Raw genomic sequence first — 20,406 nt, forward strand, 5'->3', positions numbered from 1 at the left:
TTCCGCTATCCGGATGCCGCCACACCCGCGGTCAATGCTGTCGCTGCCGGTGCGCCGAACAGCAATTATGCCGTGAGCAGCCAGACCGAGTTCACTCCGACCGCCGTTTGGGACGATGGCACCTTCACCTATTTCCGCTTCCCGCGGAACGCGCCGATGCCCGCAATCTTCCGTTGGACCGGGGGCCGGGAGCGAACTGTGAATTCGGTCGTGCAGGAAGAAGGCGTGATCCGGGTTTCCGGGGTGCACCGCCAGTGGGTGCTGCGCCTTGGCGAGGAGGTAATCTGCATCCAGGACATGTCGGGCGCTGAGGGCGCAGCATCGTCATGAGCAGTGATCCTGACGATCTTTCCGCTCGCCTCAAAGCCATAGAGGCCTCGACGGGAAAGCGTAAAGCGCCCGCACGTCCCTCTCTCTTTGCGGCTTTGTTCGGCAGCGCCGCCATCCTGATGATTGGTGGATTGGGTTGGATGTTGCTGCAGCCAAAGCCCGAGCCCAGCTTGCCAACGGCCGCTGCTGAAGAGTTCCAGAGCGCAGGGTCGGGCTTCGGCGAATTCCCCGCGACCCCGCTTCCAGAACCTGCTCCGGCACCCGCGCCGGTTCCTGAAGGGCCAAGCGCCGCAGAACTCGAGTTGCGAGAAACCCTCGCCAATCTGCAAGCCGAACTGGCCGAGTTGCGCGCGCGGCCCGTCGAGACCGGCGATCCAGCAGCGCAGGCGGCAATCGCGGATCTGACAGCACAGCTGGCGGCTATGGACGCGTCGAACGCAGAAGCCCGCAGCGCTCTTGAGCGCCAGCTTGTCGAGCGGGACCGCGAGTTGGAGCGCATTCGCATGGATCTTGAGATCGCTCGGCTTGAAGCGCCCGGCATCGGCGAAGACGATGCAAGGCTTGCCGAACTCGAACGCCGGCGGGCCGCCGAGGCCGCCGCGCGCGAGGCCCGCATTACCTCCCCCATGCTGGCTTGGTCCGGCGTGGGTGGGGGAGTGAATGGAGAATCCGAGGTCGAAGCCGCCCGGTTGAGCGCCGACGAGGCTTTTGTGAGGGGCGGCGCGGCGGTGGCGCCCATGACCCGCGCCGAGATCATCGTGAACCCCGGTCATACCGTGGTGCAGGGCACAATGATCCAGGCCGTGCTGGAATCCGCCATGGACAGCACCCTGCCCGGCGTGATCCGGGCGGTCGTCTCAGAAGATGTACATTCCTTTGACGGCACCCGCATCCTGATCCCGCGCGGTGCCCAGTTGATCGGGCGCTACCGCTCTGAGGTCTCGCTCGCGCAATCCCGTGTGATGGTCGGCTGGGATCGGATCATCCTTCCCGACAACCAGACGGTTCAGATCAGCGCTTTCGGGGGCGATGAGCTCGGCCGGTCTGGTGTCACCGGCGATGTCGACAGCCGCTTCGGCACCCGGTTTGGCTCGGCCGCACTCATTTCCCTGATCGGCGCGGTCCCAGCAGCGGCCGCCGCGAGCATCGATGACGACACGACCTCGGATGCGGCAAGCGATGTGGCCACGGACCTTCGCGATGCCAGCCGCAGTGTGATGCAGGACTATCTCTCGATCAGGCCGGTGATCCGCGTGCCGCAGGGAACGCGCATCACCGTGATGGTCGACCGCGATCTGGAGATCCTCTGATGGCGGCAAGCTATCTCGAAGCCTCGCTGGCACGGCTGGGGTTCGTGTGCTTCCGCGCTTCGGCAGGGCTCTAAATTAGGTTCAGCGTCTGACGGACCCGTCTGCAGCTTTTTCCGGGCTTTGGACCAGTCGCTGACGTGCCGAGCTCTGACAGATGGCGCCAGGTGTCCTCAAGGCCGTCAGAGCGTCAACACGGGCCTCGATGCCGGGCGATGAGTGCGGCATCCGTTGGCCTGCCGCATTGGCCGGGCAACAAAGGTCTGGAGCCAGCACGGCCCGCTCGGTCTTCGAAGGAAAAGGATCAACTGCGATCTCACCGCTCAGAAGCCCCAAGCCAAAGCCAGATTTCTGCAGAACCAAGATCATCAAAAAAGGGGCGTTCCGGCAGTCCTGCCGGATCACAGGTCCAAGAGATCGAACGGCGTCCATCTTGACATCTTGCTGCGTGATAAGGCCATGTTCGCCATATGGGGATCCGCGAGCTCCCCACGAGGCGTCAGCTGAAACTCGCGTTCCAATCCCGTTCCATTGAACCCAAGGAGGGAACGCACATGCCTGCGCCTGATGCGATGACCTGCGAAAAACTGTCTAAACTAATCGGCACGCCAAAGGCGCCTGTCGTGCTGGATGTGCGCCGTGATGCCCTGCGCAACGCGGACCCGCGATTGATCGCCACCGCGCGTGCCGTGCCCGAAACCGGGCTTGTGCGCGAGGCGCTGTCCCACCTCGCGCGGGAACTGAGGGGCGAAGCGCCCGGTCGACCGGTTCTGGTCGTCTGTGCTGAAGGGCACGGTCGCAGCCAGGGTGTCGCGGCCTGGCTACGCTATGAGGGGTTGGCCGCCGAATATCTGGAAGGCGGCCATGCCGCCTGGGTTGCGGGCGGGCTGCCGACCTTTGATCCGGCGAAGCTGCCCCGCCCGGACGGAGCGGGCCGCAGTCTCTGGGTGACCCGTTCCCGCCCCAAGATTGATCGCATCGCCTGCCCCTGGCTGATCCGCCGCTTCATCGACCCCCGCGCGGTGTTTCTCTATGTTACGCCCTCCGAGGTTCAGGCAGTGGCCGAGACCTTCGGGGCCGCCCCTTATGACATCGACGGCGTGTTCTGGAGCCATCGCGGCGAGACCTGCACCTTCGATACACTGATTGCGGAATTTGACCTGTCGATCCCGGCACTGGACCGGCTGGCTACGATCGTGCGGGGGGCCGACACGGCGCGCCCAGATCTGGCACCAGAATGCGCCGGTCTTATTGCCGCCTCGCTTGGCCTTTCGCGGATGCATGTCGCTGATCTGGAGCAGCTGGAGGCGGGGATGGCGCTGTATGACGCCTTCTACCGCTGGTGCCGCGACGCTACCGGGGAAACCCACACCTGGCAAAGCCATGGAAAGTCAGCGAAATGACGCCCACATCCGGTTTTCCGACCATTGGCGAAGCCGCCAGAGTCTGGGCGCGCATCGCGGCCCTCTCGTTCGGCGGCCCTGCGGGCCAGATCGCAGTCATGCACCGTGTTCTGGTCGAGGAGAAGAAATGGCTGGGCGATGGCCGTTTCCTGCACGCGCTGAATTTCTGCATGTTGCTGCCCGGCCCCGAGGCGCAGCAGCTCGCCACCTATATTGGCTGGCTGATGCATGGGGTCCGGGGCGCGCTGATCGCGGGCGGGCTGTTCATCCTGCCCGGGATGCTGGCCATCATGGGGCTGAGCTGGATCTATGCGGTCTGGGGCGAGGTGGGCTTTGTCGTGGCGCTGTTCTTTGGGCTGAAGGCGGCGGTGCTGGCCATCGTCTTGCAGGCCGTGGTGCGGGTGGGGCGTCGAGCGCTGAAGAACAACGCGATGCGGGGGATCGCGGCGGCGTCCTTCATCGCCATCTTCGCCTTTGGCGCGCCCTTCCCGCTGATCGTGGCGGTGGCGGCCATGATCGGCTGGGCGGGTGCAAAAGCGGGACTTGCAGCCTTTGTCGGCGGTGGGGAGCATGGTGCGGCGGGCAAGGCGCATGTCGCCGATGCTGAAACCTTGCTGGGCGAAGAGGTCTTGCTGCCGCCCGCCGCCCGGGCGGGGGCGTTGCGCGCCGGTCTGGCCATGATCGCGCTATGGCTGGTGCCGGTGGGGGTGCTGGTTATGCTCGCCCCCGGCAGTGTCTTCACCGACATCGCCACCTATTTCTCAAAACTGGCGTTGCTGACCTTTGGCGGGGCCTATGCGGTCTTGGCCTGGGTCGCGCAGGAGGCGGTCGGAACCTATGGCTGGCTCGAACCCGGTGAGATGCTCGACGGGTTGGGTATGGCCGAAACCACGCCCGGCCCGCTGATTATGGTGCTACAATTCGTGGGCTTCATGGGCGCGATGCGCGAGGCGGGCTGGGCGGCCCCGCTGCTAGCGGGCACCGTGGGCGGGCTGGTCGCCACCTGGGTGACGTTTGCGCCTTGCTTTGCCTGGATCTTCCTCGGAGCACCCTTCATGGAGGGGGTGCGGGCGAACCGCGCTTTGTCTGCCGCGCTGTCAGCCGTCACTGCGGCGGTGGTAGGGGTGATCCTGAACCTGGCGCTGTGGTTCGCCATTCACGTCATTTGGCGGCAGGTGGCGGATGTTCAGGCGGGGCCGGTATCGCTTCAGCTGCCGGTTATGGGCTCGATCGACTGGATGGCGGCGGCCCTGTCGGCTCTGGCACTGATCGCGGTGTTCCGGCTAAAGATTGGCATGGTCCAGGTGCTTGCAGGTGCCGCGTTTGCCGGGATGGCGTTGCACCTTGTCGGCCTGATCTGATCAGATGCACCGTGATCCCTGAGAGTAAAACGATACTCATCTTGTCGTGGTGGCGGGGCGATTTCTGCTTTTCGCCATCATCCCTGTCCCAGTGCTCTGACAAATGGCGGGCATTTCATGGGCGAAACCTCGGCCCATGAAGCTACGGTTACGCAAGAGTTGCGCGGGAATCTGAGGGCAAGAGACTGCAGGATGGACCTCATGCATCCCCCGGGTAGGATGTGCCGCAAACCGAAACATGAAATTGCCGGAACAAAATGGGCACCTCGCAGGAAATGGCGTCGGCCCGCATCGACCAGTTGATTGCACTTCATGGCTTGGCTGCCTTTTGGCCTCCTTTGTTGTTTGGGTCGTCGTGGCGATGCCGCAGCGCGCCCGAAGGGGCGGTGTGCGGCGCTTTCTCCTAGGCAGATTTGGCGGAAGAGGTGGTTTCGAGGCCGGGTGTCGCGTCCGGCTTCAACGCAACGCTAGCTTCGGCTCGGGGGAGGCTTCTCCTCCCTGCCCTCGCGCCCCACCTTGCTGCACGGCCTGCAACTGCTGCGCCAATTTCGCAACTGCCGCCTCCGCCTCGTTCAACCGTGCATCGTATTGCCGCTTTTCGGCATCCGGGTAGGGATGATCGCCCTTCTGCCCGGTATGGATCACCTTCAGGGCAGGATCCTCATAGTATTTGATACGCCGCGCCCTGATCGGCATCTGGGCATCGACGACGATGATCACCTCGTCCAGATCCAGCCGCCGCGCCTCATCCTCGTTGAGGAGCGGTGTTTCTTCCGTCCGCTCAGTTACGCTCCGCCCCTCGAAAGGGTTACGTCCGACCGAGCGGGACCGGGTGACCACCCGCTTCGTGGTCTTGCCAACGGCTTGGCTCAGTTCCTCAATGGTCTTCTGGTCTGAAGGCGTCAGATAGAGTTTTACCCCTGCCCCACCTTGCAGCGAGCGGCGGGTATTCTCGCCATAGATCTCGTCCAGCGCGGGAATGGTCTGGGTGACGATGGCCAGGTTGCCGCCATAGGAGCGCAGCGTCTTGATGCTTTCCGCCACAATCGGCATCTTTCCGAGCCGATCAAACTCATCAAGCATGATCATCACCGGCCAGGGCTCATCCTTTCCGGGTTCAGCGGCCTGCAGCGAGGCGATCAGATCCGAGAAGAACAGCCGGATCAATGGTGCCAGCGGCCCAACCATCTCAGATTCCACCACCAGATAAATCGCATGCGGCTGCCGGCGGATGTCCCGGAAAGAAAAATCCGATGTCGCTGTGGCGGCGTCAATCGCCCGGTTGTCCCAGGTGTCGAGGCCGGAGGTCATCAGGAGCGAGAGGTAGGAGGTCAGCGTGTCGTTATTGGTCGAGGCCATCCGCTCAAAGATTAGCTTGGCCGAGAGGTTCTTCACCTCCTCCGCCCGCTTCAGGAACTCCAGCTGCTTGTTCCCGCCCGAGGCGGTGATGCGGTAGATCTCTCCGATGGTCGGGTTACCGCGTTCGAAGGCCAGAAGTCCGGCTGCCACGAAGAGATCGATTCCGCCAGCGAGCAGACCGCTGAGCTTTTCGTTGTCGGTCTGCAGGAACAGCTTGGCGGTCAGCTTCAGCTCCATCTGCTGGCGATCGGGATTCTTCAGGGCAGCGATCCGGGCCAGCGGGTTGTAGCGATGCGTTGGCCGCTCCCAATCCGTGGGCGCGAAGCGGAACACCTTGTCGCCGGTGGAGGCCCTGAACCGCGATGTCTCACGGAAGTTCTCGCCCTTGACGTCGAGAACCACGGCCGAGCCACGATAGGTCAGGAGGTTCGGGATTACGAAGCCAACACCCTTGCCCCGGCCTGTCGGGGCCACGACCAGGGCATGCGGAAAGGTGCGCGAGACGATGAAAGGCTTCTTCGACTTCGGAGACCCCATCTTGCCGAGCAGGAACCCTGCCCCCGTCCCGGCGAAAAAGCCGTTCCGTTTCATCTCGGCCCGGCTCTGCCAATGGGTGGTGCCGAAGCGGGTCAGCGCATCGCCGAGCATGGTTGCCGTCAGCAGAAGGGCCGCGAGACCCGTCCCAAGGATGATGCCGTTCACCCAGAGGAAATCCTGCGGAGCCGACGTTCTCAGCCCCAGCCAGTTCCGCGCCAGCAGGGTCAGATCGAAACTGGTGGTCGAGTATCCAAATTGGACGGCGAAATAGATCGTCGCCAGCACATAGCCGATGGCAAGCCCGAGGAAGGTCAGAACCACTGCGCCCAACAGCATGCGACCCTTATCCATGGGTGATCCCCTTCTCGCCATGGGAGAGGGAATGTCTCAGATCCTCGCCGTGGCGCTGTTCCACGATCCGCTCGAGCACCCGGTCCATTGCCGGATCATTGGCATGGACATCCCTGGCCTCGAGATAGGCCCGTGCCAGCTGCAGTTGTTCGAGCGCATTGGGGGTTATCCGGTCCAGCACCTTCGCATCGCCGCGGTGCAGATCATCGATTTCGGTTGGGGTCAGGCGATCATTGACCTGCTCGACGAAGCGGTGTCGCGCCGCATCCGAGGCCAGATCGACCTTGCCGTCGGCGGCCTGTCGCAAGGCGGAGGCCAGTTGGGGCGCTGTCGCATCCAGATTGCGGCGTTCCGCGTGGGCCTGACGGGTGTCGTCCTCAACTTCGGCCAGCCTCTCGATGATCCGCTCGCGGGAGGCGCCTGCGGCATGGAGCTGGTTGATCTCCCGGCTGACGGCATCGCGGATCTGCTCTTGTGGGGTCTCGGCCCGCAAGAGCGCCATCTCACGGACCTCCTCCGTGATCGGGCCGAGGCGGATCGACGGATCACGCTGGGCGAGATCCATGTCTCCGGCATGAAGGGTTCGATGTGCAGCCCGGACACCAGTGGCGGGGGGCTGAATGACGTCGGTGGCCTCTTCCCAGGCCATGGTGGCAATTTCGGCATACTGGGGCGAGCGTTCGGCAAAGCGGTCGAAGGCCTCTTTCGCCTCGGCCACCTGCTTCTCGCCATCACGCCGCGCCCGCGGGTCATCGGAATAGGAATAGCTGAAATCAGTCCGCTGGAACTGTTTGACCAGCGCCCGGAACTCCTGACGCTCAGTGGGACTGAAGATGTCCGGCTCGCTGCGCAGGGTTTCGTTATCAGCCGAAACCCTGTGGGCGGAGGTCTCCGACAGCCGCGCCCCCTCATCCCCTTCCGGCCCTTCCCTCTCCACATCCTCCACAACCCGCAGGACGCGGACCTCGGTCAGCACATCGCCCAGCTTGCCATGAACCGCCTCAAGCCGGTCCATCGCCTGATCACGCTGCGCGGTGTCGCGCAGATCAAGCTGCTCTTCCTTTGCGATGGCGCGTAGATCCTGCGCGAGCCATTGCTGCTCCAGCGCCGCATTGCCCGCACCCTCGCGCAACCGGGCCAGAACGGCATCGCTATCGATTCCGGTCCCCTGCACCGCTTCGGTGACACGGGCTTTAAGACCTGGATCTTCGAGCTGCTCCCTGTGGGCCTCGACCAGGTTCGGCGCAGCATAGATCCCGTCCCGGGACGCGGGTTCATGCAATGTGTCGGAGCGGTCGCCCAAGGGCTGCAGATGCGAGACCTCGCGCAGCACATCGGTCAATTTGCGCTCGATCACCGGGCGCTCGGACGCAGGAGCGCGTTCGATCAGCCCTTCGATCTGGCGGATGTTCTGCGAGAACCGATCGATCAGTTGGTCAAAATCATGAACGTCATCACTCATATACAACACTCCGTCTGACTGGATACGATCACCCCGGGCAAGCACATCCCCGGCCCGGGACAGGGCTTGAGCAACATCGTGGAAGTTCGAACGCGAGGCCTCGGCAGCGAGACCGCGATAGATCGCGGCATTGCGCGCCACCTCGGCAATGGCGTGGTCAAAGTCGGCCCCGGTGCGCTGGCGCTCGACCGGCGCCCTGCCCTCTTCCATGGCTTTGCGGATCTCGACGTCGCTGGCGGCACGGGTCAGCACACCCCGGTCCAACCGCCGCGTGGCCTCGAGCCGCAGCCCGTGGCGCTCGGCCGCCTCGACCATGGCTTCGCGGAAGGCGTCGTAGTTGAAATGATGATCCTTCCCGAGGAAGAACATCTCGCCGTCCTTGCTGCGGCGGTTCAGCACGATATGGGCATGGGGATGGGCACGGTCCTCGTGGATCGCCGCGATGTAATCGAACTGCGCGCCGTTCCCTTCGAAGAAACGCTCGCAGATCTCGCGGGTGATTTCCTGCGCCTCTGTGGAACGGGTGCCGATGGGGAAGGCCATCAACAGGTGCGCGGTATGGCCAAGCTTTGGCGCATGCCGTTCATTCCACTGGTTCTCGAAGCGCCGTGCCACCCGCTCGATCTCACCCGGCGAGAGCAGCTTCTTGCCGTCATGCGTGCCACGGGAATCGAGAATGAAGCTCGACTTGGTGGTGAGATACGACAGCTGGGCACGAAGTTGCGCCCCGGTATGACACCCGCCTTGCCGGATCGCCTTGAAGATTGCTGGGGAATGACCGCGGGCCGCCCGTACCATCTGCGCCCGTTTGCCAAGACCCCCGGAAGCCGAACCCAAAACCTTGCTCCAGCCACGATCAAAAAGCGCCGGGTTGACCGCCCTCACGGCATCAGCGCGCGCCATCACGAGCCTCCCGGATCAGGGGCGCCAGCGCCTTATCCACCTCCAGTTTGAGGGCGGCCCGCCGGTTGCGGCTCATCTCCTGGACCTGGTCGGCGATGGTGAAGACCAGCCCGGCCAAAGCGCGGATCTCGGCCTTCTCCCGTCCTGTCAGAACCGCCTGCTCGCCCCTGACCCGCCCTTCGTTCAGGCGCCGGGCGATCTGGTTGATGTTGTTGCCGACCCGGTTCAGCGCCGCGCCAAGGCCGCGCAGTTCCTCTGTCATCTGCTGATCAGGCGTTAGCAGGTCACTGGCGGAGAGGACCAGAGCGCGCAGCGCATCGGAACGATGCGCGATCCCTCGCGCCGAGAGCGCAGCATCAAACCGGCGCAGCTCCGCCGCACTGAGCCTCAATCCGACGACCTGAGGCCGACTGCCGTTCGAGACCCGGCGGCCCTGAGCATAACTCACAGCGTTGTAGACCGACATCAGACTGATGCCATGGCGATCCGCCAGTTCGGCCGCCGACACACCCTCAGCCCGCTCACGCGCAATGCTGAGACGCTCTTCGGCGGTCAATCGGCGGGACCTGGCCATATTAAAGTTAACGCTCCTATTTCTTGCCAAGATCGTACAAGCCCGCCGATTCCCAGCACAAGCGGAGTCGGGCCTACGGGCTTGTACTCATTATGAAAAACCGACCCAAAGGGGCGGTTTCCCGTTGTCTGCGGAATGCATCACGCGCCTTGCGATTTGCATCCCGTCCCATGCGAAATGCCTCCCGTTATCTGCGCTCTGGAGCATGTCTTCTGGCACCTGCATCGCGCTCTTTGCGTCCTGCATCCTGCGGATTGGGAAGTGCCGGAAGGGGAATGGGATCTGCATCACGTTGCCTGCGCCACGTCCTCTGGAAGCCGCATAATGCTTGCCGCTTCCTGCGATCTGCGCCTTGCGTCCCGCTTGACGCATCCCGGTCAGCGCCCTACGACAGTAAGGTGCTTATGTTTACGAGTAACCATTATTGCAGGTATGACATGCCTAACGACTCCTTGCGCGTAATCGCCGCGATGGCCCGCAAAGGCGGGTCGGGCAAAACCACGCTGAGCCGCGCCCTGATCAGCGCCGCTATCGCCGCCGGTCGCCGGGTCACCCTCATGGACACCGACGGGACCGATGCACTCGGTGCCTGGTATGAACGGGCCGAGGGTGCCGGGTATGTGATGGAATAGCAGCGCCCCACACTGTGCGGGACGCAGCAACGCAGCTGGTATGTGGGCTGGCAAGATCTCAGGACGGTGCGATGGTCATTGCCAGGTCTTCGTACTCGTCGCGGCCGCAAGGATTGCCATCAGCTTGTCCGACGGCGGCCGAAACTTGCCAGGCTTGATCAGCGGGGCATGATGCGCTTCGAGAAGGGCCAACTTCTCGGTCGGGTCCGCGCGCAAGTACATCTCGGTCGTCTGGAGGCTGGCATGACCCAGCCAAAGAGCGACCTTGCGGACATCGCCCGTGGCCTGAAGCGTGTGCATGGCGCAACTGTGCCGCAGCACATGCGGGGTCACGTGCTTGTCGGCAATCGAAGGGGTAGCGCGTTCTGCTGCAGCAACATGTTGACGGAGCCGGTAGGCAAAACCATCACGCGACATCGGACCGCCATCGCGATTCAGGAATAGTTCCGGCCCGACATCGTCGGGACGAACGGCTAGCCAAGCCCGAATGGCTGCTTGCGTCTCCTCCAGAGCGGCAGCACCCGTTCCCGACGGCCTTTCCCGAGCACACGGATGCTGGCGAACGATCCCCTTGGGAAATCGTCCATCCGAACTGCGAGAAGTTCAGACGCTCGCAAACCTGCGGCATAGGCCAGGTGAAGCATCGCCCGATCGCGCTGCCCAGCAGGAGTTCTGTTGTCTGGGGCTGCAAGTAGGGCGCGCACCTCGTCCTTCGTCAGGTAGTCGATCAGTTTTACATCTGTGCGTTTGACGGGCAGCGCCCTGACCATCATCGCTTGTTCGAGGCAGGCTGGGCGCCTTGGCTCAAGGAAGCGGAAAAACGCTTTGATCGCAGCCAGTCTCGCATTACGGGATCGAACAGTATTGGCGCGTCCTTCTTCGATATGCTCGAGGAAGGCCCTGATCAGCCTGACATCGAGATCCTCAATCGCAAGGTCTGATGGCTGCCGTTTATAGTGCGCAGCCGCAAACCGCAGCAGCAGGGTGAACGCGTGGGCATAAGCGGCGATGGTATGTTGGCTGGCTCCACGCTCATCGGGTAGGTGCTTCTGCAGGAAAGCCGACAGGTCCGGCGCGAGCGGGATCATGCTGCACCCCCGATCCACGCCTCTTCCGCCCTTGCCGCGATCATTTGCAACAAGACGGGGGTGGCTTCGAGATACCAATAGGTATTGGCGATATCGACATGGCCGAGATAGGTGCTCAGGGCCCTCATGTGCCGCAGGACTGACTGCAGATCATTCCCGCAGGACTCCAGGGACCGAACCGCGAAGGTATGGCGCAAATCGTGTAGCCGGGGGCCGGGACCAGTCGGATTGCGGTAACCGAGCTTGCGCACGATCCGTACGAAGACCACATGTGCTCTCGTCGCTGTCGGCGCGTGACCATGACCGAGCACGAAAAGATCATGACCGGCATCACGGACGATGCGCCGCTGATCGATATAGCGCTCCAACGCTGCACGGGTCGAGGCGTGAAGAGGGACGAGGCGGCTCTTGCCAAATTTGCCCTTGCGGATCATCAGGCCATCTTCCGTCAGGTCGTCGCAACGCAGGGACAATGCTTCCGAGATGCGCAGACCTGTCGAGGCCAGCAATCCGAACAGCGTGTGATAGGTTTGCGGGCTGATCGGGGACAGTCCCGGAACCAGTAGCGCCTCCGTCAGGATGCCATTGATCTGGTTCTGCGACAGGATGTGGGGAGCGGGTCGGCGGCGCCTTGACCGTCCGAACAATCCTGCGACTGGAACCTCGTGCTGCACGTCCTCTGCATGCAGGAACATCGCAAAGGCGCGGGCCTGATCATATCGGTTTTGCGCTAAATTGGGCGTGGCCGCGCTGCCCGCCCACGCGAGGATCAGTGACGCGGTGACGCGCTCATCGGACCGGTCAGCGGCGAAGGCCGCGAAATCGTGCAAGGACTTCTCATGTTTGTTGAACCCCTTTCCGAGGGCGCGATGCAGGTTGATATAGCGGTCAACATGGCGGTGAATCATGCTGAATACCCCGGCCAAGGCTGGGCAACCGCCCCCAGCATATCGACATCGACCTTGGCGTAGATTGCCGTGGTGTCGCGCGACGTGTGGCGAAGAGCAGCCCCAATCTGATCGAGTTCGGCCCCATCGCGTAGCCATGCGGAGGCCAGCGAATGCCGAAACACATGCGAGCCGGTTGGCAAGCCAACGAAACCGCTGCGGGAAAGGACGCGTGAGACGATACCGGCAATCTCAGCGGATGAACGAAATGGCGTGAAAGGGGCCTGGGTGCGCAAGAAGACCAGATCGGATGCAACCACCGGGCGTGCGTCCTCGATATAGGCGAGCAGCGCGTCGCCAACGTCCTGCGGCAAAGGCATGAGCACCCCGCGTCGGCTCTTGCCGTGCAATCGCAACCTGCTCGCGCGCCAGTCGATGTCGGCGAGGCGGAGCTGCCAGATATCGCCAGCCCGCAGGGCCATCCGCGCGAGAAGCAGGATGATGGCGCGGTCCCGCACCTCAACGGCTGTGACTGTGCCGCAGGACGCGACGATCTCTTCGATGGTCGAGGCCGGGATCGTCTTTGGGACGGTGGAAAGCCTGCGTCGCACCCCTGACGGCACCGCAAGAAGCAGCGACGGAGCACAATGTCCTTGGCCAATCATGAAGCGCAAGAATGTGCGCAGTACTGTTATCGTCATGCGGACTGACGATCGAGAGCGATCCTCGCCCTGATCCAGAACAATCGAGCGGACGGCCGCTGCGGTGAACCCCTGCGGTTCCGATCCAAGCTTCATCAGCCAGCGGCCCAACTCTTGCTGATAGCGCCGGATCGTCTCGGACGTGGCGCCGCGCTCCCGACGCATCCAAGTGGCAAAATCGGCGAGACGTGGATCGGCCGGTGGTTCAGTGGCCACCGTCACCGGGATCAATCCTTCTACTCTGAGGAAAGCCACGAAGGCGCGCGCACCACGGCGACGATCCTTGATGCCGGTCCCCGCGACCCGTTTGCCGCGCTTCGTTTTGATCCCGCATTGGCAGTCGTGCTGGGCAAACAGCTCGATCAGGTCACCATCGATGCCTTCTCTCGGAACTCGCATTTGCAGGGCCCATTCGGCGAAATGCCGGGCCTGGCTGATGCGGGAGCTGTAGGTGACCCTGCTGTAGCCTTGGGTCGCGAGGTTTGCCGAAAAGCCGGCCAAATGCGGGCCGAGCCGGGCAACCGCATCAGGAATAGCAACCTGACCGGCACCTTCGAGATGCCGCAAAAATCTGCGGACGTCGGTGATGTAGCTCGGGTCCTGCAACTGTGCAGCACTATAGCGACCGCACCCACACCGGTGCTGCGCAAAACGACCGACCGCCGCAGCATCAAGATCCTTGATCGCGACACGTCGGTCGGCGGCCCACTTCAGGAAATGCCGTGCCGCACTGAGAGCGCCAGCGGACAAGTTGGGATTGTCCGCAAGATAGGCGTTTACGAGTGCTTGGTCGACGACAGCCCCGTTGGCTGCCGCGCCGCCGGGGTGAGAGTTGGAGGGGGAGGTCATGTCGGGGTGTCCTTCTGCGGTTGAGAGCAGAGGCATCATGATTATGCCAAGCAGAGATCCCGAAATGAAACATCATATCAACGACATGAAGCACCGCGCTCTGCATAACGCGGACGCGGCATATTACGTCTTATCCGGAGTTCTGGATAAGACATATTCACGGGGCGACAAGTCCGTGTTGAGGTCATTCCACTCCTCGGTGGGGATCTCTGCCAGCCGCCGTTCCATCAGCGCCTCGCCGGTCGAAACGATCTGAATGACGGCCGCATGGCCGGCTTCCAGATCCTCGGTGATCGAGCGCAGCAGGGTCGGCGTCTTCATCGAGGTCAGAAGATGGCCGAAGAAGCGCTGCTTGGTGCTTTCAAAGGCTGAGCGGGCCGCCGATTTGGCCTGCCGGTTCAGCGTGCCATCCGATCCGGTGATATTGGCGGCTTCCATCGCCGCATCGAGATTGTTGTGAATGACCGCAAAAGCCCCGGCATAGGAATTGTAGATCCGGCGCTGTTCTTCGGTCAGCTGGTGCTCGATCAGCTCGTATTCGACCCCATCATAGGAGAGCGACCGCGCGGTATAGAGGCCGAGCGAACGCAGATCGCGCGCCAGGACCTCCATAGCCGCGACGCCGCCGGCCTCGATCGCCTCGACGAACTCGGCCCGGCTCGCAAATTGGAAGTCCTCGCCACCCCAGAGGCCGAGGCGTTGCGCATAGGCAAGGTTGTGCACTGTCGTCGCCCCGGTGGCGGAGACATAGACCACACGCGCATCTGGCAGCGCGTGTTGCAGGCGCAGGCCCGCCCTGCCCTGCTGCGACGCGGCCACGTCGCCGCGCTCGCCCTTGCCACCGGCGGCATTCTGCATGGCGTGGCTTTCATCGAAGATGATTACCCCGTCGAAATCGGATCCGAGCCAGTCCACGATCTGGCGAACCCGGGATACCTTCTCGCCCCGGTCGTCCGAGCGCAGCGTGGCATAGGTGGTGAAGAGGATGCCTTCCGACAGCGTGATTGCCTTACCCTGCGCAAAGCGGGAAAGCGGGGTGATCAGGAGCTTCTCTTGCCCGAGCACCGACCAGTCGCGTTGCGCATCTTCGATCAGTTTGTCGGATTTGGAGATCCAGACCGCTTTGCGCCTGCCCCGCAGCCAGTTGTCGAGGATGATCCCCGCCGATTGCCGCCCTTTGCCTGCGCCCGTCCCGTCGCCCAGCATGAAGCCGCGCCGGAAGCGGACAGCGCCGGAAGCATCTGCAGCGGCGGCGCTGACTTTGTCCATGGTCTCGTCGAGCGTCCAGTTGCCAGCGAGATGGTCGCGATGCGCCTCGCCGGCATAGATCACCGTCTCGAGCTGCGCGTCCGAGAGACGGGCGCAAATGTCGGCGGGCAGAAGTGGCCGATATGAGGGACGGGGTGGCGCGACCGAGGCCATGGCGGCGGATTGCACGAGTTTGGTCGGATGCGGTGCCGCGCCGGGAATCCGGATCACCTGAAGAGCGTATTCTTCATAGATCGCGTCCGAGAGTCGTGCCGCTTCTGGCGGAGTCCGGTCCACCGCTTCATAGTCCAGTTCGACGGCAACAGAAGGAACCGGTACGGGGCGTGCTGGCCGGGTTGAACTCACCTGTGCAAAATATGAGCGATCCGAGCGTGCAACGGCGGGGGCCTTCGGGGCCGGCGGGTTCCGCAGATCGAAGGGGTTGCGCGGCGGCACCTGGGCGATGATCCAACCCATCAGTGTCGCAACATCGGACGCGATGCCAGAAGTGGCCGCGAAGGAGGAAGGATCCTCGGCGGGGATCTTGTCGATCACCGTCAATCGGGTGTCGAACGTGGTGCCGTGTTTTGCATAAACAGCACCATCAATGGCGGCGGTGAAGACCACGCGGCCATTCTCTTGCAGCCGGATGAAGGCATCGCGCCAGGCCGGTGCCTCGGGGCCGAACCCCGCACCGGTAATCGTCACCAACCGCCCACCAGGGGCGAGCCGCGCCAGAGCGGAAGCGATATGGCGGAAAGCAGCATCGGCCACGCGGGTGATCACATTGGGCAGCGCCGAGAAAGGCGGGTTCATGAGCACCACCGAGGGCACCACCCCTGCATCGAGATGGTCATGGATCTGGGCGGCGTCGAACCGGGTCACAGGCAGGGCCGGAAAGAGGGTGGAAAGGAGATCCGCGCGGGTCTCGGCCAGTTCGTTCAGAGCGAGGCTGCCGCCGGCGATGTCGGCGAGGATGGCCATCAGGCCAGTGCCGGCCGAGGGTTCCAGCACCACGTCCGAAGGCGAGATCGACGCGGCGGTAACCGCCGCAATCCCGAGCGGAAGAGGCGTGCTGAACTGCTGCAGCGCCTGGCTCTCCTCGGAGCGCCTTGTATGGCTCGGCAGCAGGCCCGCGATCTTCGTCAGCGCCGCGAGACGCGCCTCGGGCGCTGCCGCTTTGCGGAACAGCGCGCGGCCGAATTTGCGCAGGAACAGAATCGTGGCGACTTCGCAGGCCTCGTAGGCGTCTTTCCAATCCCAGAGGCCGGAAGCGTCTGAGGCGCCGAATGCGGTTTCCATGGCACCGCGCAGCATCGTCGTGTCGATGCGCTGGCCGCGTTCGAGATGCGGAAGAAGCGCCCCCGCGGCGGCGAGAATGGAGGGGGCGGACAGAACAGGAGAGGGCGCGACCGGCGCTTGCGCCGTGGTCGCGGGGGACAGGTCGTTCATCGGGGAGATCCTCGGGAGAGCAGAGCGCGGGACAGGACCGGACAGGGCTCTCTCTCAACCGCCCGGAACCTGCCCGTTCCGGCCCCCTCTCGACCTCTCAGGTTGGGCCGGACGGGCCTGCAGCCTCGGCGCAGGCGATGCGGCGCATCACTCGGCTCGCCCCGCCTCAGGCGAGCCATGCGTCAGGGATCTTAGCCCGGAAGGGGAAGACGGCGACGCTGGCTTCCGTCCGCAAGGACTTGAGCCCGGTCCCGGCAATGCCGGGAGACGCCAAAATCCACCCACCGCTTCAATGGAACAATCTTATAGCACCAAGCCCTTCACCGGCGCTCGAATACTCCGCGAAGTGGCATTTCTCGACAATCGCGCAACGAAAGAGGCGGCCCAAAGCCGCCGGTCGACCTCGAAAAATGCTGCATGGCAGCATTCCCGGAAGTCTTCATTCGACTGGCAGCGCAGCGAAGTCACGGCGCATATGGCGGCGATGCGGGGCCAAGCTGCCGTTTGCAGGTGCGGCAGTACAAGGCGCGCCTCGCTACTAAAATGATCCGCTTGGCGGAAAGTTGTCTAACGGCGGCGCGGCTTGACAGCTGCCGCAAGTCTGCGAAAGCGTCAATACGCGTTCGACGCAGCAATAGTGACGTGCAACTTCACCTTCATCAACCCAGTGAAACGCTTCCGTTTGTTCGCCAAGGCCCCGCAGCAGGCCTGGTCGCCTTCGACCCCGAAGAGATCTGGTGCGCGGCCGGGTTCGGTGTCTGGTCCTAACCCGCGGCCTCGCTCCTGCTTGGCCGCGAGCCCGCCGCCACGTCGTCCAGATCGGCTGCGACCTCACCCCGCGCGAAATCAGCGGGGCCACGATTCGCATCCACTACCGCAAGTTCAGCGATCGCGCCACCCTAGGCACGCCCTTCCCAGCGGATCCGCACTACAACGGAACGGCTTGCGAGTTGCGCCTCTCCGAGCCCGGCTCAGGGCGGCTAACTTTCTGGAACGTCGCGCCGCTGGCGAGGGGGTGAACCAGTTGACCGGAAGACGCTCGGCACCCGAAGCTAGTCGACTGCTTTTTTCTTCACTGTGGCCACCTTCGGTCCAGGGCTTCCAACGACAGCGCAGACATTCCAACTGGACGGCGCCTTTACCTTCTTGAGTTCAGCTTCAAGCCTCCTTTGAGACAGGAATGGTCCTGTCATAAAGACGACGCCATAAACCTTACTCCAAGACGGATTATCCGCATAAGCAAGCATGTCTTCATAGAGTGAACCGATAATTTTTCCAATATCGCCCTCCTTAGCAACAAACTTCAATTCAATCGCAATATCGAGGGACTCAATAACAAAGTCCGGGCGATATACTTTTGATTGCAACGCGCTAGGATAGTGACAAATAGAGTCGGGAAATGCGACCTTAAAAACCTTCTCTAATGCTTTCTGGATGTCGTGCTCTTTAGTCGGCTTGATATCCAGACTTTCAACAAGAACGTTCGTTTGCTCAAGTATCGCCCAAAGAATTTGCCTCTGCGCGTCGACGACTTTGGTGGCATGAAATAGAGGGCTAAAGGTTCGGACCTGTTCAGCCAAGAAATTCAAAGCTAGACTTTCCGGTAAGTCGGGGTCATCATCGTAGTAAGTCACCGTACCGAGGTTTGGGCGCATATCATTAAACTTGGATGTAAACACGATCTCGCCGGATCTCAGATCAAGGGTCTCATAGATTATCAGTATCGTCCGATACAGCCTCTCCAACAGCAAACTTAGAGCTCGTGCTTCGCTCTCGAGGTAATGATCCTTCATCTCGCCATCTTCGAGATCTTCTATCGAAACAATGCTGTTCAACTGAGATCTGCACTCGCGCAGGATGTCCTGCGCCGCGAAAAAAGCCTTGTGAGCTATATCTTGCATTGAAGTATTCTCACGTTCTAATCCTCGCAACCAAAAGAAAGACAACGACTTGCACCAGTTAGATTGTTCGAGCGATGTCCGACATTTGTCAATGCTCACACTGCATGTGCAGCCAAGTCGTCAAGTTTTTCGATAATGATAACTCGCTCGGGTAGTGTAGCGACCCGCTCCATCATACAGCAGTCAGTTCGCAGTGTTTCGATATCAAAGTTCGGGTTTGATACTTTGAATGCCCATGTATTAAGGAAGGTGCGCGCAAGCCCAGGGGTCTCACCCATGCCGACAACATCGGAATAGCTAAAATATGGATGGGCTCCTTGAATGAGCTGCTCACCACTGAACAAGACATGAACGAGAACTGGGGCGGTCTTTAAGTTAAGAAACTTAAGGCCCGATTTGTCACCAAACAGCCGATACGCAACATGCTGATCAAACTCAGAACCGTACATTAAATAGTGGTCGAAGTCATTAACGAGTCCCGATCTGGACAGACTAAAATGGATCTGCCCCTCCCTTCCACCTTGCTTCTCCTTTGGGCCAACATCCTCGATTACTTCAAGGAGTCTGTTCTCTACAGAATGCCAATTTGGATGGCAGCTGAGAATCTCTCTGAGGCGTGCCTCTCTGTCAGAGGCCGCTAAAGGGCGCAGCCCCTTCTGTTGAATAGATAAGATTTCTTCGGGTAACAATCTCGTGCCATGGAAAGCACAAAATTTATGCCCTAGAAGCCAGTTCTGAATTTCCCTTGATATGGTTTCGATGTCCGAGTGGCTAACTACGAAGTCGCCCGCATCCTCTATATATTCAAAAGTCGATGATGATAGATCGGTAACGGCTTTCTCACCCAATAGGCGAACCATAGCTTCGTCGAAAGATTTCTGCCAAGTTTCAAAATTGTCGTAGTTAATCATCATGCATCAAGCCCCGTTCGAAAACCGCCAGTAGCTTTGATTGTAAGCATATCGGGCGAACGCTGCAAACAGAGTAATATAAAAATCTGACGTTTGATTGAGGCCCAGCATCGGCAAATAAAGGCTCTGATCAACATGCTGCGGCACAGCAGCCGGGAGGTCTGATGCCTATCAGTCGCTTCAATGCCCGCGACAGGTCAGGTGCCGATGAGTCCAAATCGATGTTGCGTGGCCGCAATCTACGAAGCTGCCGCTCCGCGGAGCCGCAGGTCATGGCGGTGCTTGGTCACCTCCCCTTCATAAGTTAGCTTATAATGACTGAACTAGGTCATGTTGACAAATGGCGAAGCCATAGCCTGATGCAGGCAACGTCTACGAAGCCGAGGAAACTGTCTGCGGTTTTGTCGTAGCGGGTTGCCAACCGACGGCTGTTTTTCAGCTTGTTGAAGCAGCGCTCGACCATGTTGCGCAGGGTGTAGATGGTCATGTCGACAGCCTTGCGCACCCTTCGGTTCTTTCGCATCGGTATCATGGGCAGGGCGTTGCGGTTCTCGATGTCTTCCCGAATTTTATCAGAGTCATAGCCCCTGTCGGCGACCAGAACTGCTGGCTGCGGCAGGTTGTCGGCCATCACCAGATCATAGCCGGTGTAGTCGGAAACCTGCCCCGGCGTGATCTCAGTCCTCATCGGGAGGCCTGCGCCATTGACGCGGAGATGGATCTTGGTCGAGAAGCCACCTCTCGAACGGCCAAGAGCCTCTTTCGGAGTCCCCCTTTTGCGCCCGCAGCATGATGATGAGCGCGGATCACAGTGCTGTCGACCATCTGGAGCTTGTCTGGCGCGATCCCAGCGTGGTTCAGCGCATCCAGGATATCCTCCCACAGTCCCGCCAAAGTCCACCGGCGGAACTGACGGTAGACCGAGGACCACTTGCCAAACTCTTCGGGCAGATCACGCCATGGCGCACCAGTCCTTGCGATCCAGAAAACTCCATCGAGAACAAGACGATGGTCCGCAGGTTTCCGCCCGTTAGGGTGCCGGACGGCACGAATGAAGCCCTCGAAGAAGGTCCACTCGTCGTCGGATATCAGGTTGCGTGCCAAGTTCATCTCCCACGTAGAGATGAGCTTGAATCATAGGACGAATGCC

15 protein-coding genes and 1 pseudogene are annotated in these 20,406 nt (G+C 61.6%); 5 read left to right on the forward strand and 11 right to left on the reverse strand.

Annotation, left to right across the window (positions count from 1 at the left end; genetic code table 11):
- From DRF71_RS23430 to chrA, 4 genes are all read left to right on the forward strand, one after another.
- Nucleotides 1-330: TrbG/VirB9 family P-type conjugative transfer protein (locus DRF71_RS23430; RefSeq protein WP_198672339.1), on the forward strand; the 330-nt coding region annotated here is incomplete at its 5' end.
- Complete coding sequence (locus DRF71_RS23435) at nt 327-1,640, forward strand: TrbI/VirB10 family protein (protein ID WP_112312942.1); 1,314 nt, start codon at nt 327-329, stop codon at nt 1,638-1,640. The genes DRF71_RS23430 and DRF71_RS23435, both read left to right, overlap by 4 nt.
- A 551-nt stretch (nt 1,641-2,191) precedes the next feature.
- The gene (locus DRF71_RS23440) at nt 2,192-3,040 is read left to right on the forward strand and encodes a chromate resistance protein ChrB domain-containing protein (RefSeq protein ID WP_112312943.1); all 849 of its coding nucleotides are present in this window, start codon (nt 2,192-2,194) and stop codon (nt 3,038-3,040) included.
- On the forward strand, nt 3,037-4,401 hold the full coding sequence (gene chrA, locus DRF71_RS23445) for a chromate efflux transporter (protein ID WP_112312944.1): 1,365 nt from the start codon (nt 3,037-3,039) through the stop codon (nt 4,399-4,401). The genes DRF71_RS23440 and chrA overlap by 4 nt, the downstream gene beginning before the upstream one ends.
- 456 nt (nt 4,402-4,857) lie before the next feature.
- Here chrA and DRF71_RS23450 read toward each other — a convergent pair whose 3' ends face one another.
- From DRF71_RS23450 to mobC, 3 genes are read right to left on the reverse strand one after another with little or no spacing between them, the layout of a single operon-like run.
- Nucleotides 4,858-6,648, reverse strand: a complete 1,791-nt coding sequence (locus DRF71_RS23450) for a type IV secretory system conjugative DNA transfer family protein (protein ID WP_112312945.1) — start codon at nt 6,646-6,648, stop codon at nt 4,858-4,860.
- Nucleotides 6,641-9,013 (reverse strand): relaxase/mobilization nuclease domain-containing protein, encoded by a 2,373-nt coding sequence (locus DRF71_RS23455; RefSeq protein WP_112312946.1) that lies wholly within the window; start codon nt 9,011-9,013, stop codon nt 6,641-6,643. The genes DRF71_RS23450 and DRF71_RS23455 overlap by 8 nt, the downstream gene beginning before the upstream one ends.
- A complete protein-coding gene (gene mobC, locus DRF71_RS23460) occupies nt 9,000-9,587 on the reverse strand; it encodes a plasmid mobilization relaxosome protein MobC (RefSeq protein WP_112312947.1) in 588 nt (195 codons plus the stop codon). The genes DRF71_RS23455 and mobC overlap by 14 nt, the downstream gene beginning before the upstream one ends.
- Before the next feature lie 437 nt (nt 9,588-10,024).
- Here mobC and DRF71_RS23470 point away from each other — a divergent pair, with 437 nt between their 5' ends.
- The gene (locus tag DRF71_RS23470) at nt 10,025-10,219 is read left to right on the forward strand and encodes a nucleotide-binding protein (RefSeq protein ID WP_232831661.1); all 195 of its coding nucleotides are present in this window, start codon (nt 10,025-10,027) and stop codon (nt 10,217-10,219) included.
- Between the two features lie 75 nt (nt 10,220-10,294).
- Here the strand turns inward: DRF71_RS23470 and DRF71_RS29115 are convergent, their stop codons facing one another.
- The 8 genes and pseudogenes from DRF71_RS29115 to DRF71_RS23505 form a co-directional block, all read right to left on the reverse strand.
- A complete protein-coding gene (locus tag DRF71_RS29115; RefSeq protein WP_332872081.1) occupies nt 10,295-10,786 on the reverse strand; it encodes a tyrosine-type recombinase/integrase in 492 nt (163 codons plus the stop codon).
- The gene (locus tag DRF71_RS29120; RefSeq protein WP_269814401.1) at nt 10,693-11,307 is read right to left on the reverse strand and encodes a tyrosine-type recombinase/integrase; all 615 of its coding nucleotides are present in this window, start codon (nt 11,305-11,307) and stop codon (nt 10,693-10,695) included. Before DRF71_RS29120 ends, DRF71_RS29115 begins: the two co-directional genes overlap by 94 nt.
- Entirely contained in the window at nt 11,304-12,215 is a 912-nt protein-coding gene (locus DRF71_RS23480; protein WP_112312949.1) for a tyrosine-type recombinase/integrase, read from the reverse strand. The genes DRF71_RS29120 and DRF71_RS23480 overlap by 4 nt, the downstream gene beginning before the upstream one ends.
- Nucleotides 12,212-13,744, reverse strand: a complete 1,533-nt coding sequence (locus DRF71_RS23485; RefSeq protein ID WP_112312993.1) for a tyrosine-type recombinase/integrase — start codon at nt 13,742-13,744, stop codon at nt 12,212-12,214. Before DRF71_RS23485 ends, DRF71_RS23480 begins: the two co-directional genes overlap by 4 nt.
- Nucleotides 13,745-13,894: 150 nt before the next feature.
- Nucleotides 13,895-16,444: pseudogene (locus DRF71_RS23490) on the reverse strand (strawberry notch-like NTP hydrolase domain-containing protein); the annotation flags it as partial.
- Nucleotides 16,445-17,496: 1,052 nt separating this feature from the next.
- Nucleotides 17,497-18,345: a PD-(D/E)XK nuclease domain-containing protein gene (locus DRF71_RS23495; protein WP_112312950.1), complete on the reverse strand. Its 849-nt coding sequence runs from the start codon at nt 18,343-18,345 to the stop codon at nt 17,497-17,499.
- Between the two features lie 95 nt (nt 18,346-18,440).
- Nucleotides 18,441-19,259 carry a hypothetical protein gene (locus tag DRF71_RS23500; RefSeq protein WP_112312951.1) on the reverse strand — a complete coding sequence of 273 codons (819 nt, stop codon included), beginning with the start codon at nt 19,257-19,259 and terminating at the stop codon, nt 18,441-18,443.
- 325 nt (nt 19,260-19,584) lie between these two features.
- Nucleotides 19,585-20,366 (reverse strand): IS5 family transposase gene (locus DRF71_RS23505; RefSeq protein WP_112310186.1). Its coding sequence is split into 2 segments (ribosomal slippage): nt 19,585-20,024 and nt 20,024-20,366, totalling 783 coding nucleotides; the frame shifts between segments, so codons are not numbered across the junction.
- Nucleotides 20,367-20,406: the final 40 nt, after the last annotated feature.

The organism is Pseudogemmobacter bohemicus, from assembly GCF_003290025.1.
In the GTDB taxonomy this organism is placed as follows: domain Bacteria; phylum Pseudomonadota; class Alphaproteobacteria; order Rhodobacterales; family Rhodobacteraceae; genus Pseudogemmobacter; species Pseudogemmobacter bohemicus.